This window comes from Aliamphritea ceti (genome assembly GCF_024347215.1).
GTDB lineage: Bacteria > Pseudomonadota > Gammaproteobacteria > Pseudomonadales > Balneatricaceae > Amphritea > Amphritea ceti.
This window is the reverse complement of sequence record NZ_AP025282.1, coordinates 628,551-645,758: the sequence shown is the minus strand read 5'-3', so window position 1 is coordinate 645,758 and position 17,208 is coordinate 628,551. Positions and strand designations below refer to the sequence as shown.

At 46.6% G+C, this 17,208-nt stretch carries 18 protein-coding genes; 4 read left to right on the top strand and 14 right to left on the bottom strand.

Features of this window, described 5'->3' with window-relative positions; all coding sequences use genetic code 11:
- Positions 1-57 precede the first annotated feature (57 nt).
- Positions 58-1,689: a methyl-accepting chemotaxis protein gene (locus tag OCU49_RS02920; RefSeq protein ID WP_261843535.1), complete on the top strand. Its 1,632-nt coding sequence runs from the start codon at positions 58-60 to the stop codon at positions 1,687-1,689.
- Between the two features lie 44 nt (positions 1,690-1,733).
- On the opposite strand, the gene OCU49_RS02915 is transcribed toward OCU49_RS02920, so the two are convergent.
- The 7 genes from OCU49_RS02915 to xerD form a co-directional block, all read right to left on the bottom strand.
- Positions 1,734-1,922: a hypothetical protein gene (locus OCU49_RS02915; RefSeq protein WP_261843534.1), complete on the bottom strand. Its 189-nt coding sequence runs from the start codon at positions 1,920-1,922 to the stop codon at positions 1,734-1,736.
- Positions 1,923-1,953: 31 nt separating this feature from the next.
- Complete coding sequence (gene recJ, locus OCU49_RS02910) at positions 1,954-3,687, bottom strand: single-stranded-DNA-specific exonuclease RecJ (protein ID WP_261843533.1); 1,734 nt, start codon at positions 3,685-3,687, stop codon at positions 1,954-1,956.
- Between the two features lie 5 nt (positions 3,688-3,692).
- On the bottom strand, positions 3,693-4,514 hold the full coding sequence (locus tag OCU49_RS02905) for a YdcF family protein (protein WP_261843532.1): 822 nt from the start codon (positions 4,512-4,514) through the stop codon (positions 3,693-3,695).
- 304 nt (positions 4,515-4,818) lie between these two features.
- Positions 4,819-6,210, bottom strand: a complete 1,392-nt coding sequence (gene thrC, locus OCU49_RS02900; RefSeq protein ID WP_261843531.1) for a threonine synthase — start codon at positions 6,208-6,210, stop codon at positions 4,819-4,821.
- 19 nt (positions 6,211-6,229) lie between these two features.
- The gene (locus tag OCU49_RS02895) at positions 6,230-7,531 is read right to left on the bottom strand and encodes a homoserine dehydrogenase (protein ID WP_261843530.1); all 1,302 of its coding nucleotides are present in this window, start codon (positions 7,529-7,531) and stop codon (positions 6,230-6,232) included.
- A 173-nt stretch (positions 7,532-7,704) separates the two neighbouring features.
- Positions 7,705-8,445 carry a DsbC family protein gene (locus OCU49_RS02890; protein WP_261843529.1) on the bottom strand — a complete coding sequence of 247 codons (741 nt, stop codon included), beginning with the start codon at positions 8,443-8,445 and terminating at the stop codon, positions 7,705-7,707.
- Positions 8,446-8,559: 114 nt separating this feature from the next.
- Positions 8,560-9,486 (bottom strand): site-specific tyrosine recombinase XerD, encoded by a 927-nt coding sequence (xerD, locus tag OCU49_RS02885; protein ID WP_261843528.1) that lies wholly within the window; start codon positions 9,484-9,486, stop codon positions 8,560-8,562.
- Positions 9,487-9,603: 117 nt separating this feature from the next.
- Here xerD and OCU49_RS02880 point away from each other — a divergent pair, with 117 nt between their 5' ends.
- Entirely contained in the window at positions 9,604-10,215 is a 612-nt protein-coding gene (locus tag OCU49_RS02880) for a DUF1638 domain-containing protein (protein WP_261843527.1), read from the top strand.
- A gap of 60 nt (positions 10,216-10,275) precedes the next feature.
- Here the strand turns inward: OCU49_RS02880 and rplS are convergent, their stop codons facing one another.
- The 5 genes from rplS to ffh form a co-directional block, all read right to left on the bottom strand.
- A complete protein-coding gene (gene rplS / locus OCU49_RS02875) occupies positions 10,276-10,635 on the bottom strand; it encodes a 50S ribosomal protein L19 (protein WP_205659251.1) in 360 nt (119 codons plus the stop codon).
- A gap of 30 nt (positions 10,636-10,665) precedes the next feature.
- A complete protein-coding gene (gene trmD / locus OCU49_RS02870; protein ID WP_261843526.1) occupies positions 10,666-11,406 on the bottom strand; it encodes a tRNA (guanosine(37)-N1)-methyltransferase TrmD in 741 nt (246 codons plus the stop codon).
- A 3-nt stretch (positions 11,407-11,409) separates the two neighbouring features.
- Positions 11,410-11,943, bottom strand: a complete 534-nt coding sequence (gene rimM / locus OCU49_RS02865) for a ribosome maturation factor RimM (RefSeq protein WP_261843525.1) — start codon at positions 11,941-11,943, stop codon at positions 11,410-11,412.
- 29 nt (positions 11,944-11,972) lie between these two features.
- A complete protein-coding gene (gene rpsP, locus OCU49_RS02860; protein WP_261843524.1) occupies positions 11,973-12,218 on the bottom strand; it encodes a 30S ribosomal protein S16 in 246 nt (81 codons plus the stop codon).
- Between the two features lie 183 nt (positions 12,219-12,401).
- Positions 12,402-13,826: a signal recognition particle protein gene (gene ffh, locus OCU49_RS02855; RefSeq protein WP_261845182.1), complete on the bottom strand. Its 1,425-nt coding sequence runs from the start codon at positions 13,824-13,826 to the stop codon at positions 12,402-12,404.
- Positions 13,827-14,108: 282 nt separating this feature from the next.
- On the opposite strand from ffh, the gene OCU49_RS02850 reads away from it, so the two are divergent.
- Complete coding sequence (locus tag OCU49_RS02850; RefSeq protein ID WP_261843523.1) at positions 14,109-14,894, top strand: cytochrome C assembly family protein; 786 nt, start codon at positions 14,109-14,111, stop codon at positions 14,892-14,894.
- A 90-nt stretch (positions 14,895-14,984) separates the two neighbouring features.
- On the top strand, positions 14,985-16,268 hold the full coding sequence (locus OCU49_RS02845; RefSeq protein ID WP_261843522.1) for an HlyC/CorC family transporter: 1,284 nt from the start codon (positions 14,985-14,987) through the stop codon (positions 16,266-16,268).
- A 53-nt stretch (positions 16,269-16,321) separates the two neighbouring features.
- On the opposite strand, the gene OCU49_RS02840 is transcribed toward OCU49_RS02845, so the two are convergent.
- Entirely contained in the window at positions 16,322-16,519 is a 198-nt protein-coding gene (locus tag OCU49_RS02840; RefSeq protein ID WP_261843521.1) for a DUF1289 domain-containing protein, read from the bottom strand.
- Between the two features lie 44 nt (positions 16,520-16,563).
- Entirely contained in the window at positions 16,564-17,148 is a 585-nt protein-coding gene (locus OCU49_RS02835) for a CoA pyrophosphatase (RefSeq protein ID WP_261843520.1), read from the bottom strand.
- Positions 17,149-17,208 lie beyond the last annotated feature (60 nt).

Below are 17,208 nucleotides of genomic sequence, written 5' to 3'. Positions count from 1 at the left end.
GTCAGATCTGGTCCAGCACCAACCTGAAGTCATGAACTAAAACAGGGAATCGTTATCATGCTGTCACGAATATCCATATCTACACGTATCTGGCTTTTGCCGTGCCTGCTAATTGTTATTTTTTCTGTGGTTTACATTCAGGATACTTTTCAACTGAAAGAAAACCTGCTCTCGGCGAAAAAAGACCGGCTACAGGGGCTTGTTACAACTGCGCACGCCATTCTGGGTGACTACCACCAACGCAGCCAAAACAATGAAATGAGTGAAACCGAAGCCCGACAAGCCGCCAGCCGGGTTATCAGTCAGTTACGCTATGATAAGAACCAATACTTTTGGATAAATGATCTACAGCCACAAATAATCATGCATCCGATCAAACCTTCGTTAAACGGCAAAGATGCTTCCGCTATTAAAGACAAACAGGGAAAGTTACTCTTTATGGCCTTTGTTGATGTCGTCAATAATAACGGCGAAGGCTTTGTCGATTACTTCTGGGCAGCCCCTAATGGCAGCGAAGAACAGCTACCTAAACTCTCCTACGTTAAAGGCTTTAAAGCTTGGAACTGGATGGTCGGCAGCGGTATTTATGTCAACGACATAGACGAACAGTTCACAACCATTCTCACGCAGAGACTAATATTTCTGGGCATTACTCTGGTTGTATTTATTGTACTTTGCCTGTTAATCAGCCGCAGTATTATCAGGCCACTTCATCAAACAACAGAAGCTATGAAAGACATTTCACAGGGAGAAGGCAACCTTACCGTTCGCTTGCCCGTTAACACCTCTGATGAACTGGGCATATTAGCTGCGACATTTAACACCTTTGTTGAACGGATACACCAAACTGTCATTCAGGTCCGAACTTATGGTGATGAACTGGTCACCGCATCCGATTCTCTGGCAAATATTACAGACCAAACGAACTCCAGTATTGCGACACATCAGGAAGAAACACACAAAATAGTTGAAGCAGTCAGAGAGATGAACCACACAGTTCAGGAAGTTGCCGGCAATGCATCCGAAGCAGCTAACTCAGTCTCAGCTGTACGCAACCAGGCAATGGAAGGCCAGTCCGTTGTTAAAGCCAGCATCAGCGCCACCCACAACCTTGCACAATCAGTAGATCAGGCAGTTACCAGCATTCAGACGCTTGAAACAGATGTTGAGAACATTGGAGGCATACTCGATGTAATTCGCTCAATTGCAGATCAAACTAACTTGCTTGCCCTGAACGCGGCCATTGAAGCAGCACGCGCCGGTGAGCAAGGCAGGGGATTTGCAGTCGTTGCAGATGAAGTCCGCGTACTGGCGCAACGGACTCAGGAATCAACAGAAGAAATACAAAGCATGATAGAGCAACTACAAAACGGTGCTCACAATACAGTAACAGTAATTCAGACAGGTAGAAGCCAGGCAGAAGTTAGCGTGCAGCAGTCTGAACAAGCTGGCGCAACGCTCAATTCAATTACACAGGACATTCTCAGTGTCGCTGATATGAATACGCAAATCGCCAGTGCAACAGAGCAGCAAAGTTCAACTGTAAATATGATCAGCCACAACGTAAACAACATGCATCATGCATTTGGCCAAACAACAGAAAGCTCACAGCAGGTAACCCAGTCAAGCGAACAACTTAATCAGTTAGCGAATAACATTCACAAACTACTGGGGCAATTCAAAATTTAATCCATATAAAATGCACTGCCAGCCGGCAACTGGCAGCTGCTTGTTTATAATTTACAGGCACCGCCCAGACAGTCATCAAAGTCCATATTTTCAAGTTCATCACGTTCAATCTTAGCTTGTTGAAAGTGCTCATATAGCGCTAACTCTTCAGCGCTGCCAGCATCTTTCTTAATACCGGCTTTTGCAAATACACCCAGCAATGTATTTAATTCCTGCAAATTAAAGTCATTCATTTAAGTATTCCCTTATCAATTACAGTTTTAATTAGCCTAGCGGTAACAGATGATCAATCATTAGCTGCACATTCCGCTGCCCCCTAAATTCATTCACATCCAGGCGATACACAGCACGTACTTTCTGGATAGTCTGATCTGGCCACAACTTAGTATCAGCATTAAAATGAATACCGTCCACAGCAACACCACTTTCAGGGTCCATCAACACAACTTTCAAATGCCGCTGCCCAACTATACGTTGTTGCAGCAATGAAAATTCACCATCAAATAAAGGCTCAGGAAAGTGCTGTCCCCATGGACCACCTTCCCTCAAGAGTTCTGCAACCTGTAAAGTAAATTCCTGCCCACTAAGAGATCCGTCAGTCAGTACCGAATGTTGCAACTGTTCAGCAGACATCTGTCGCCGTACTTCAGCATCAAACGCCTCCTGAAAAGCATCCAACTGATCAGCCACTATCGTCATACCGGCAGCCATTGCATGGCCACCAAACTTCTTCAGTAAATGCGGATGTTTAGCAGCAACAGCATCAAGGCCATCACGAATATGAAAACCCGCGACCGACCTTGCAGATCCTTTTAACTCACCATCATCTCCGGCAGCAAATGCAACTACCGGGCGATTCAGTTTCTCCTTAATGCGAGACGCTAGAATACCGATAACTCCCTGATGCCAGTCTTCCTGAAACAAACACACGCCAAAGGGTAGTTCAGCATCGTCCAGCTCCAGGCTATCCAGTAATAGTAAAGCCTGCTGCTGCATTTCCTGCTCGATACCACGGCGTTCCTGGTTCAGTTCATCCAGCTGTACTGCCAGTGTACGCGCTCTTTCAGGATCGTTACTCAACAGGCATTCAATACCAACGGACATATCATCCAGCCGGCCAGCAGCATTCAGGCGAGGTGCTAACGCAAAGCCTAAATCTGAAGCAACCAGATTATGTCGTGTCCGGCCGCTAACATCTAATAACGCCAAAATTCCAGGACGCGCCTGACCAGCACGAATACGTTGCAGCCCCTGATGAACTAAAATCCGGTTATTTTCTTCCAGAGGTACGACATCCGCTACCGTACCTAAAGCAACCAGATCCAGCAGGCTACCAAGATTAGGCATAGCAATGTTTTGCTCAGCAAACCAACCCTGCTGCTGAAGTAAACGCCTTAACGCGGCCATCACATAAAAAATAACACCCACACCGCAAGTAGATTTTTCAGAGAAATGACAGTCAGGTTGATTAGGGTTCACTATTGCACAGGCATCCGGAAGCACGTCACCTGGTAAATGATGGTCCGTTATGACCACGTCGATACCGGCAAGATTGGCAGCGGCGACACCTGAAACACTGGAAATACCATTATCGACGGTGACAATCAGATCAGGCTGCCTTTGAGCTGCAACAGCAACAATCTCGGGGCTCAGGCCGTAGCCATACTCGAACCGGTTAGGAACAAGATAATCAACCCGCTGCGCACCCATCATGCCTAAGGCAAGCATTCCCAAAACAGTACTGGTCGCACCATCGCAGTCAAAATCACCAACTATCAAAATGCTTTGCTGCTGTCTGATTGCATCAGCCAGACGCTCACTTGCAGCATCTAAGCCACAAATATCCTGGCCATTCTGCAATTGATTCAGCTGCCGGCCTAAGCGTTCAACATCATACAATCCCCGGCTCGAATAAACTCTCGCCAGTAAGGGATGAACCTGATTAAACACCGGAACATCTGCCGTATGTTCACGGCGACGAATCAATAATTCTGACATTACACTTAAATACTCAGCTCTTGCGGCTGTTCAGTCACAGCCCGCTCAACAGGAAACCAATTATCCGTTTTACCTGTAGCGAAATATACCCCCAGACCAATCCACTCACGCACAGCGGTACCAAAATCACTTAAATTGCCTGCCAGATCAAACCTGAAATTATCCAACGCAAAAGGCTTTGAATAATAATCAACCGGATAGGGAATTACCTTCCAGCCCTGCTGACGATAAATACCGACTGAACGCGGCATATGAAAGGCTGAGGTTACTAACAACCAGCCATCTCCCTGATCAATACTGACAGCCTCAGGTAACACCTGCCCTGAAAACAAAGCATTTTCATAAGTGTTACGTGACTGGCGCTCATAAATTATATTTTCAGCCAAACTGAACTCATCCAACCATGCTTTTACTGTATCAGCGCCACGAAACTCAGGCTTCAATACAGACCCTGATCCGCCAGTAAAAATAATCGGTTTATCTGGAAAGCGCTTTAACATCATCGGTAACGTCATCACCCGGTCGGCACCTTCAGAAAACTGCGGCTGCCCCCAAATGCTTGTCAGCTCGGCATCTTCACCGCCGCCCAGCACGATTATTCCGGCAATATTTTCAGGCAGTTTTTCCGGCTGACTGAAACGACTTTCTAAAGGCTGCAGTAATAAATTTCCGATGGGGTATACCGTTAAAACCATCAAGCTGAAAACAGTTAAAAAAGTCAGTTTTTTCCAACCAAACAACATTGAAACCACTAACATTAATACAATGAAATTTCCCGGATTAGCCACAGCCCAAAAAATTTTAGAAAGATTAAAAAACGTATCCACGAACCTATCTCCACCAACACGTAATCACTGAATTAAATCCCTATTCATATTTCCGTACTCTCTCCCAGATACAGCCTCATCCTGAATACTAATCGCATCGACTTAATCCTGACTCGTCAGCACTGATGATTAGCTCTGCCTGTTTATTTAATACACCACCCATCTAAAAAACACGAATGTTTTCAATTAATTATTGATAATTCCACGATTTATATATGACGTAACGAATATGAAGCCTGCAAAAGACAATAAAAAACCCGCGACAGCTACCTGTCGCGGGTTTTAATAAATCAGTTCTCAAAAATTATGCTGGAACATTCTTCGCAACAAATTCCTGAACAGCCGCCAAATCATTTGGTAACACTGTCATGCGCTCTTCACGCTCAAACAGATCAGCCATATGCTCTGGCAATTCCGGTGCCTGCAAGCCTGCCTTCAAAACAGCTTCCGGAAATTTAACAGGATGAGCAGTAGACAAAACGATCATCGGCACATTCAGATCACGGCGGCACTTACGTGCTGCAGCTACACCAATAGCAGTATGCGGATCTAACAGATAACCGGTATCAGCATGAACGTCTTCGATCAACTGACAAGTCGTTTCATCATCACATGCATGGCTATCAAACAGCTCACGGACAGTTTCCCAACGGGAAGCATCCAGCTGAACAGATTCGGTTTTGAAACGGTCCATCAGATCAGTAATCGCAGCACCGTCACGGCCATAAACATCAAACAGCAAACGTTCGAAGTTAGAAGACACCATGATATCCATTGACGGAGATAAAGTGTGTACTAACTCACCCTTGCTCATGTCATTATCTGCAATCACACGGTGAAGAATGTCATTACGGTTAGTTGCAACAACCAGCTGATTAATCGGCAAACCCATCTGCTTGGCAATATAGCCAGCAAAAATATCGCCGAAGTTCCCGGTAGGTACCGAAAATGCTACTTCGCGGTGCGGACCACCTACAGCCAGTGCTGCTGAGAAGTAATAAACAATCTGCGCCATGATTCGCGCCCAGTTAATAGAATTAACTGCGCCAAGCTTACCGCCATTCAGGAATCCCTGATCAGCAAAGCTGTCTTTAACCATCTGCTGACAGTCATCAAAATTACCTTCCAGCGCAATATTGTGTACATTATCCGCCAGGATACTGGTCATCTGCTTACGCTGAACTTCTGACACCCGGTTATGCGGATGCAGAATAAAAATATCCAGATGATCACTGTGACGGCAGCCTTCAATCGCTGCAGAACCCGTATCCCCGGAAGTTGCACCAACAATAACCAGACGTTCATTACGTTGCTGCAGGACAAAATCCATCAAACGTCCCAGCAACTGCAATGCAAAATCTTTAAATGCCAGAGTAGGGCCATGGAACAATTCCAAAACCCACTCGTTAGTATTCAGCTCTTTTAATGGTGCAACTGCAGTGTGATTAAAGCCTGCATAGGTTTCGTCAACCATGCGTTTAAAGTCTGCATCATCAATACAACCGGCAACAAATGGCTGAACGACTTTATACGCCAGATCCGCATATGACAGACCGGCCCATGAAGCTATTTCTTCCTTCGAAAAGGTCGGCAGCTTTTCCGGTACATACAAACCACCATCACTGGCCAGACCTGCAAGCAGCACATCGGCAAAGTCCAGTGCCGGTGCTTGTCCACGTGTAGATATATATTTCACGATTTTGACTTCCTACAACTTAAGCTTCGAAGTGTTCCACACGGATACGGGTAACCGCACCGTCGATATCGTCAGAGGCTTCAATTTTAGCGATCGCCTCATTCATCTGCTGCTCTTTCACTTCCTGAGTCAGGATAATGATAGGCACCAGCTGCTCATGAGTTTCTTTCTGCAAGATAGCATCAATACTGATACCCGACTCACTCAGGATACCCGTTACCATTGCCAGCACACCTGGTTTCTCAACCGCATGCAAACGCAGATAATAAGAACTCACTACACGTTCAATTGGCAAAATAGGCTCATCAGACAACTCACCTGGCTGGAAAGCCAAATGCGGTACACGGTTATCGCGATCAGCTGTCAGCGTACGCACAACATCAATAACATCCGCAACTACTGCAGAGGCAGTTGGCTCAGCACCCGCACCGGCACCGTAATACATAGTCTGACCAACGGCATCGCCGTCAACCAATACTGCATTCATAACACCATGCACATTCGCAATCAGTGCTTTCTCAGGAATCATGGTTGGGTGCACACGCAACTCAACACCTTCTTCACTGCGACGACTAATACCCAGATGTTTAATACGGTAACCAAGCTCTTCAGCGTATTGCACATCTTCAGCAGTAATCTTACTGATGCCTTCGGTATACGCTTTTTCAAACTGCAGCGGGATACCAAATGACAGAGAAGCCAGAATGGTCAGCTTATGCGCCGCATCAATACCTTCAACATCAAAGGTTGGATCTGCTTCGGCATAACCCAATGCCTGAGCTTCTGCCAACACATCTGAAAAATCACGGCCTTTATCGCGCATTTCTGTCAGGATGAAGTTACCGGTTCCATTGATAATACCTGCCAGCCAGTTGATACGGTTTGCAGACAAACCTTCACGAATGGCTTTGATCACCGGAATACCACCAGCAACACCCGCTTCAAATGCAACCATCACATTCTTCTTCTGAGCGGCCTCAAAGATCTCATTACCATGCTCAGCAATCAGCGCTTTGTTAGCAGTTACGACATGTTTGCCATGCTCAATCGCAGTCATAACCAGCTCAAGCGCTGTTTCATAACCACCGATCAGCTCGATGACAATGTCGATTTCAGGATTACGGGCAACGGCAAAAATATCCGCGGTAATCTGGGTGCCTTTTGTATCGCAATCAGGATTCGGGCGACGTGCTCCGACTTCCTCAACAATAATCTTGCGACCAGCGCGACGCGCAATTTCTTCAGCGTTACGCTTTAATACGTTATAAGTGCCGCCACCAACGGTGCCGAGTCCACAGATACCCACTTTTACTGGTTTCAAACCGTTACCTCGCTTGTCATGTCAGAATATACGTAAGCGCATATTCAGCCCGAGCCAAAATAGCTTGGCATTATATCTAAGTCAGCAGGGATGCACTACGCAAGAGGTCGCTTTGAAACTAAAAAAGGGAGCATTTCGCTCCCTTCTTGATGAATAGTTTTTGATCTAGAGGATCAATTTACTTCTAGCATCTCAGCAAGACGGGCTGCAGGTACGTAACCCGGCACCAGGGTTCCATCTTCAAGGACTAACGCAGGCGTACCTGTAACGCCTGCTTTACGGCCTACATTCATTTGCGCCAGCACCGGACTTTCACAGCTACTATTTGCTGCAGGCAAGCTCTCACCCTGCTTAGCTTTAGTCATTAAGCCTTTACGTTCACCTTCAGCAGCACACCAAACAGAATCCATCGTCATATGCGCCGGAGAACCTGACCCAGCACGTGGAAATGCTAAATAACGCACCTCTATACCCAGCGCATTAATATCTGCAATCTCTTTATGCAGTTTCCGGCAATAGAAGCAATCCACATCTGTAAACACTGTGATACTGGCTTTCTTTTCGCCTTCAGCGGCAAAAGTAATTGCATCACTGGCATCATTACTGGATATCAACGCAATCCGATCACCTTTCTTTGCTTCTTCGGTCAAGTTAACCAAACCACCAGCATCACTCACCTGAAACATATCGCCAACTACAAAGTGGCTACCGGTATCATTGGTATATAGCGTTTCGCCACTCTTCAACGTCACTTGATACAAACCAGGAAAGGCCGCCGGTTTAACATCAACGATCGGCACCATAGCATTCAGGCCACGCAAAGCATCACGTATACCAGCCTCTTTATTCTCTTCCGCCTGTACGGTAGCAACAAATGCAAACAGTGCAGCTGCCATCATCAAAAATTTACGCATGAAACCCTCTACCTTTTATAACTGCAACTCATCACCGACCTGTTGCCGGTATATTTGTGGTCTGAAACTTGAGACGACAGCATAACCTTAAAGTTCAGACTCTTAAGCATTTTTTTACCCACGGGGGTGATGTTCACGATGCAAAGACTGAAGCCGTTGCTGCGCCACATGAGTATAAATCTGGGTTGTAGATAAATCACTATGCCCCAACAGTAACTGCACCACTCTTAAGTCAGCTCCATGGTTCAGTAAATGCGTCGCGAAAGCATGCCGTAAGACATGCGGAGACGGCAAATGTGTTAACCCTGCGGCCAGACCATGACGCTTAATGCGATACCAAAATGTTTGCCTTGTCATTTGCGTGCCCCGCCGACTTGGAAACACCACTTCATTATTCGAATCGCTAATCAGCAAAGGTCGCACATGCTGTACGTAATCACGCAACCATCGGGCAGCTTCATCACCCAGCGGAACCAGGCGCTCTTTATCACCTTTACCCACCACTCGAATAATACCCTGTCGGGGATTGATCTGACCCAACTGCAAAGACACCAGCTCAGTTACCCGCAATCCGGCAGCGTAGAGCATCTCCAGCATCGTACGGTCGCGGAAGTCCAGCGGGTCATTCGTATTTGGCGCCTCCAGCAGGGCTTCAACTTCCGTTTCAGTCATAGTTTTAGGCAAACTACGGCCCCGCTTAGGGCTTTCAATATCCAATGTTGGATCAACGCTCAACACCGCCTCACGAACATAGTAGCGATAAAATCCTCGTAAACAGGACAACATTCTTGACGTAGAAGCAGGCTTTAAACGCTGTGTAACTCGCCAGTTAAGATAACTGAGCAACTCAAGCCGCTCTAATTGCAGCAAACCATAACCCCGTTCCTGCAACCACTGCGCAAACTGACGCAGATCCCGCCTGTAAGACTGCAAAGAATTATCACTCAGCCCTTTCTCCAGCCAGACAGCATCCAGATAGCTATCAATTACCTGCACATTATCTTTCGATAACTGCACGACTTCCGCCTGCTGCTTCAACACTCTTATCCCTTATCTATGCTATTTCCGGCACAAGATAGCAAATGCGACCTGTCTATTCGCTATTCTATAACGCCCCATCTAAGATCTCTGCAACACACATCAATAAAAGTAGCAGTCATGGGCATAGTAAAACAACAGACCCCGGAGCACCGCACTTTACTGCTCGCCTGCGGCGCACTGGCAAAAGAAGTCGTCGCTCTGACAGCGCACAACAACCTTATGCATATTGATATTCAATGCTTGCCTGCATATTTACATCACCGACCAGTACTCATTCCTGACGCAATGCGCAAAGCTATTGAAAAATACCAGCACTCTTATGCAAAGATTTTTGTTATTTATGGCGATTGCGGCACCGCAGGCGCACTTGATGATGTATTAGACGAATACAGTATCGAACGCATCCCCGGCCCACACTGTTTTTCATTCTTCGAGGGCAACACACGCTTTGCAAACAACGATGAAGATGTAACTTCTTTCTTTTTAACTGATTTTTTCTGCCGTCATTTTGACAAATTCATGTGGCAGCAATACGGTTTGGACAAAACGCCCAGCATGCTGCCGTTCATGTTCGGTAACTATAAAAAGCTGGTTTATGTCGCACAAACTCAGGACGAGTATTTATACAATAAAGCCATAGAAATCGCCCAACGCCTAGAGCTCGAATTCGAGTACCGCTTCCGAGGATACAGCGACCTAGAAATCTTTATTCACAATATTAGCGAATAAAGTTTCAGGCACAAAAAAAGGTGGCCTGAGCCACCTTTTTTCTTCCCGCAGGAAAGCTGCTTATTTAGCCAACTTTTCTTTGATACGTGCAGACTTACCGCTACGCTCACGCAGGTAGTACAGTTTAGCCTGACGAACGTCACCACGACGCTTAACAGCAATGCTGTCAACGCTGGTAGCGAAAGTCTGGAAAGTACGCTCAACACCCACACCGTGAGAAATTTTACGTACAGTGAAAGCAGAGTTAACGCCACGGTTACGCTTACCGATAACAACGCCTTCAAAAGCCTGCAGACGCTTACGCTCGCCTTCTACAACTTTAACCTGAACAACAACGGTATCACCCGGTGCAAATTCAGGAACGTCTTTAGTCATCTGTTCAGCTTCAATCTGCTGAATGATTGGATTTTTGCTGCTCATCGCTCGCTCCTAATACTAACCCTGAGACCCTCAGGCCTCCTGGATAAATTCGTTTAACAATGTTTGCTGCTCTTTATCTAACTCAAGGTCTTCCAACAAATCAGGGCGCCTCTGTGAGGTTCTGCCTAATTGCTGCTTCAGACGCCAGCGTCTGATTGCCTCGTGATTACCGCTAAGCAACACATCAGGTACGGACATTTCGTCAAGTTTTTCAGGCCGCGTATAATGCGGACAATCCAGTAAACCGTCGCTAAAAGAATCTTCTGCTGCTGAATCCGCATGTCCAAGAACACCCGGAAGCAACCTGGCCACCGCATCGATCATCACCATTGCCGGTAATTCGCCGCCACTGAGAACAAAATCCCCCAGCGACCACTCTTCATCGATTTCAGTTTCCAGCAGACGCTCATCAATACCTTCGTAGCGTCCAGCAACCAACACCAGCTTTTCTGCACTGGCTAACTCTTTCACGCCTGCATGATCAAGACGGCGCCCCTGCGGTGACAAATAAATAACTTTAACGCCTTCATCTGCACCGGCAGCTTGCCTGGCCGCATGGATAGCATCCCGCAGCGGCTGCACCTTCATCAACATGCCGGGACCACCACCATAAGGGCGGTCGTCAACGGTACGGTGTTTATCTTTAGTGAAATCCCTTGGATTCCAGCACTGCACATCCAACAAGTTATTGCGCACTGCTCTTCCTGTTACACCGTGGCAGGTAACCGCCTCGAACATCTCAGGAAAAAGACTGACAACACCGATCCACACCGGTTAAAACTCCGGATCCCAATCGACCCGAATCGTACCTTCATCAAGGTTTATTTCTTTTATCACCTGATCAGGCAGGTACGGAATCAATCGCTCACGGCGATCAATACTCTGACCATTACCTTTAACCACCAGAACATCATTTGAACCGGTCGCAATCAAGTGACTTACCTTACCCAGCTGCTCGCCGGACTCAGTAATAACATTTAGCTTTTCCAGCTGACTCCAGTAAAATTCACCGGTGTCCAGTGCTGGTAACAGGCTGGTTTCAATCGCGATATCCAGGCCGCAATAGTCGCGAGCCACTTCCCGATCATCCACACCTGTTAATTTAGCAACCAGTCCTTTGCCATGCTTTTTGCCGTCAGAAATTTTGACCGGCAACCACTGACCATTTCTGTTCAGCAGCCATGGCGAATAATCAAGAATGCTTTCCATCGGCTCAGTGTGCGAATAAATTTTCACCCACCCTTTAACACCGTAGATGGTTGTAATGCGCCCAACAATCGTTGTTTGCTCAGACGTTAAACCATTCATTCTAAAAAACCCGACTGATAACTAATTAATTATGCGCTTTTAGCTTCTTTCAGAAGCGTAGCAACACGGTCTGAAACCTGAGCACCTTTAGATACCCAATGTTCAACGCGTTCAAGATTGACGCGCAGACGCTCTTCCTGACCTTTCGCCAGCGGGTTGAAGAAGCCAACACGCTCAATAAAACGACCGTCACGAGGATTACGAGAATCTGCAACAGAAAGGTGATAGAAAGGACGCTTTTTAGCGCCGCTGCGAGCTAAACGAATAGTTACCATGCGTTCGGTCCCTTTATTAAGTGAGTTTTGAAATCACTCACAGTTCATTGTTTGCAGTCTCGCTCGAGTTACGAAATTCGTAATCCCGCGTAGACTGCACCTAACATAAAAAACGAGGCGGCATTTTACGTGAAAACACCGCCTTTTAAAAGCTTATTATTTGACGAGCTGCCGACAGAGAAATTAAAGCTTAGGAAATCCGCCCGGACCACCCATACCACCCATTCCTCCGCCCATGCCACCACCCATTCCTGGAGGCAACATACCTTTCATACCGCGCATCATTTTGGCCATTCCACCTTTAGTGGAGAACTTCTTCATCATCTTCTGCATTTGCTTATGCTGCTTCAGCAAACGGTTTATGTCCTGAATCTGTGTACCCGAACCTGCAGCGATACGCTTTTTACGTGAACCGCTTATTACATCTGGACGGCGACGCTCATGAGGCGTCATCGAATTAATGATGGCTTCCATCTGCATAAAGTTCTTTTCAGCGCCGGCCATATTGCCGCCTTGCATCATCTGGCCCATCTGTCCCATACCAGGCAACTTGTCCATCAAAGAGGACATGCCGCCCATGTTTTTCATTTGCTGTAGCTGATCACGGAAATCTTCCAGATCGAAGCCTTTACCTTTCTGAACTTTCTTCGCCAGCTTTTCAGCTTTGTCTTTATCAACCTTCTGTTCAACTTCCTCAATCAGGGACAGGACATCGCCCATACCCAAAATACGGGAAGCAACACGGTCCGGATGGAAAGGCTCAAGCGCATCTACCTTCTCACCCACACCCAGGAATTTGATTGGCTTGCCAGTAATATGACGCACAGACAGTGCAGCACCACCACGGGCATCACCGTCAGTTTTTGTCAGAACCACACCGGTCAACGGCAGCACATCATTGAACGCCTTAGCGGTATTGGCAGCATCCTGACCTGTCATGGCATCTACCACGAACAGTGTTTCAACAGGCTTTATAGCAGCATGAAGATCTTTGATCTCATCCATCATGTCGTTATCAACGTGCAAACGGCCCGCCGTATCAACAATCAGTACATCAAAATGCTTCACTTTAGCGTGGTTAATCGCCGCATTTACGATATCAATTGGCTTCTGATCAATGCTGGACGGGAAGAAATCCACCTCAACCTCAGTCGCCAGTGTTTCCAGCTGCTTAATCGCTGCCGGGCGATAAACGTCTGCTGATACAACCAACACTTTCTTTTTCTTACGTTCACGCAGAAAACGCGACAGTTTAGCAACGGAAGTAGTTTTACCCGCCCCCTGCAAGCCCGCCATCATAATCACAGCCGGTGGTTGAGCAGCCAGGTTCAGCTCTTCATTAGCAGCCCCCATAACCGCTTCCAGCTCTTGCTGAACGATTTTAACGAAAACCTGCCCAGGACTCAGACTTTTGCTGACTTCCTGACCGACAGCACGTTCTTTTACGCGTTCGATAAATGCCTTAACAACTGGCAGCGCAACATCCGCCTCCAGCAGGGCCATGCGCACTTCACGCAAAGTACCTTTAATATTGTCTTCGGTCAGCTTGGCTTGACCAGTCACTGCCCGTAACGTTTTCGACAGGCGATCCGTCAGATTCTCAAACATATTACTCTTGCCCTGATGGCTGATAGCGGTTCGGCGCAATTACTGTCCGGCGACGTAACCTGAAATAAAAGATGGCGACATTATACAGCACCCCGGTTTATAAACCCAATACGCAAACTTATCGCTTTAGCCTGCACAGAGTTTGATCTGTACCAATGGAAAATATTTCATCACCTTGATATTTGTGACAAACTTGACGGCAAGTATTTTCGACTAATTTTTTATCTGTTTCTAAGTTCTGTGTCGCGCTTCATCCGACACCTGAAAGAGCACCCTATACACATGCTGATCCTATTCACCGCAAGTGCAATTATTATTTACCTGGCCGCTGCTGTTATGCAGGTCAAAAACCTCCAGCAAGGCAATAGATTCTCGCCTACCAAAGTGAAAGGTATTGCTCTCGCCGCCTTCGCCGCTCATAGCTATGCCGTCTTCCTGGATCTGCACCGCCCAATGGGTATTCATCTGGACTTCTTCAGCGTCGGCTCTCTTATTGCCTGGCTGGTTGTCGCAATGGTTTTACTCAGCAGCCTGCGACAACGGATAGACAACCTGTTTATTGGCGTCTTCCCAATGGCAGCAATCTCACTGATATTCGCCCTGTTCGCTCCAGATACAAATATCGCCAAAGACTTTGAAACCGGGTTGGTTATTCATATTCTGCTTTCCATCATGGCGTACAGCATTTTCACCTTATCGGTATTTCAGGCGGTACTGCTTGCTAAACAGGAATATCAGCTGAAGCATCACCATACACGTGGACTAATTAAATCCCTGCCCCCACTGCAGATCATGGAAAAGCTGCTATTTGAAATGATCTGGACAGGCTTCATACTGCTCACAGCTTCACTGGTGACAGGTTTTCTGGTTTTTGACGATTTATTTGCGCAGCATCTTGTGCATAAAACAGCACTGTCAATCATTGCCTGGTTACTCTATGTAGTCCTGCTTATAGGTCGTCATGTGATGGGATGGCGCAGCCAGAAAGCCGTTCGCTGGACCGTTGGCAGCTTCACTCTGCTAATGCTGGCATTTTTTGGCAGTAAGTTCGTACTCGAACTGCTGTAACCCTTATCCTCAGGGCAGCTAACAAAGCTTGACTTAAAATCAGCTTGTATTGAAAATGGCTGCTCAATAATTAAGCGAAGGTTTCGCCTCTTGGACGACGCATCGATTGGCTCCCTGCTGGGAGTTCTGTTGTTTCTTATCTTTTGTTCTGCTTTCTTCTCCAGCTCCGAAACGGGCATGATGTCATTAAACCGCTATCGCCTGCGGCATATGGTGAAGAACAAACACCGGGCTGCAACCAAAGCCAGTAAACTACTGCAACGACCTGACCGCCTGATTGGCGTTATTCTGATCGGCAACAACTTCGTGAATATTCTCGCATCAGCGATTGCGACGATTGTTGCTGTTCGCTTGTGGGGAGAAGCTGGCATCGCAATCGCGACAGCCTCTCTAACACTGGTAATTCTGATTTTTGCAGAAGTCACCCCTAAAACGGTAGCTGCACTGCATCCGGATAAAATCGCCTTTCCAGCTTCTTATATACTCCAACCTCTGTTAATTCTGCTTTACCCTTTTGTATGGATCGTAAACGGTATTACTAACTGCCTGTTAAAGCTGTTTCGTATTAAGGTTTCTGAAGGTAACCATCACCACCTAAGCACCGAAGAGCTACGTACTCTGGTAAACGAATCCGGCGCAGTCCTGCAACAGCGCAACCAATCAATGCTATTGGGTGTACTGGAACTTGATGACGTTGCCGTTAACGACATCATGATTCCGCGAAATGAAGTTATCGGTATCGACCTCGAAGACGATATAGAAGTCATCATCGAACAACTCAGCACCACCAACCATACTCGCCTGCCGGTTTACCGGGGTGAAGTAAATAAAGTGGTAGGTATGCTCCATATGCGCAACCTTGCACAGGTATTTCAGCAAGGCGCGGTAACCAAGGCGGCTATTTTACAGGTTATTCATGAACCTTATTTTGTGCCTGAAAGCACTCCACTGCAGACCCAGCTTCTGAACTTCCAAAAGGCCGGCCAGCGAATAGCATTGGTTGTCGACGAGTACGGCGATATCCAGGGCGTGGTAACACTTGAAGATATTCTGGAACAAATCGTTGGTGAACTATCGACCAACGATAAAGAAGAAAACCAGGACATTCACCGTCAGGAAGATGGCAGCTTCTTTATTGATGGTACTGCCAACATTCGGGATGTGAATAAATCCCTGGACTGGAATTTACCAACAGATGGTCCTAAAACCATTAACGGCCTGATGACTGAAGTTCTGGAATCAATACCTGACGCTAATGTTTGTCTGATGATCGGTAATTACCGGATAGAAACGCTTCAGGTAACAGCCAACCTTATAAAGACTATTCGCATTATTCAGCTGGAAAGTAATGATGACGATGACGACGATAATTAATTATAGTTAGTAGCTTCTGATAAGTCCGTTCCGAACTTTATTAAAACGCTCCCTCAACCGGAGCGTTTTTTTTGATCTGCTAATTCTCTTTCACGAATCAACCCATACACACCCAGCTTCTGTGCATTACTCATTACACCCCACTCAGCGATTTCCATGCCACTACGACGACAGGCGATACATAAATCCTGCTCATCCAGCGCACAAACACCGGTACAGGGAGAACGGACAGGAGTCGATTGTTCAGTCATTACTAGAGCTCTTCTTTCTTACAGCAACATTGCTGCTTTATTTATTATTGATGTTCAGGGCGTGGCTTTACCGGAATTTTGGCATCTAAACCAATATTCAGAAGTTCCACCAAAATACAGGCTGTCAGCCCCCAAATAATATTACCCTGATATTCATACGCCGGCACATAGTGAGTTTTACCGCGAAACTGAAAAGCATCTGTACGATGTCGCTTATCTTCAAGAAAGAAACTCAGAGGCACAGTAAATATCTCATCCAGTTCTGCAGGGTTAGGTGTTAAATCCGTATCAGGATCAATCAGTCCCACATATGGCGTAACCCTTAAACCATGCTTAGACATTGACTGGCTCAGCGTCCCCAAAACTTCAACCTGTTCGGGCGGCAGCCCTACCTCTTCATGTGCTTCACGCAATGCAGTCGTCAGTAAATCAAAATCTTCAAAGTCTTTTTTACCTCCCGGAAACGCAACCTCACCCCCATGCGAAGACAAATGTTTAGTACGCCGGGTTAACACTACTTGTGGATCATTACTCTTAGTTAACGCTACCAGCACAGCCGCCTCCGGCCCATCATGCTGAAGCATTCTTGGCGAGCTGGCATGTAAGCGGCGAGCTAACTGCTGAATCATATATCCTCCACCTTGCGTATGCTTTCATCATACCCGGCGCAGCAAGGAAAGTTTAGTCGC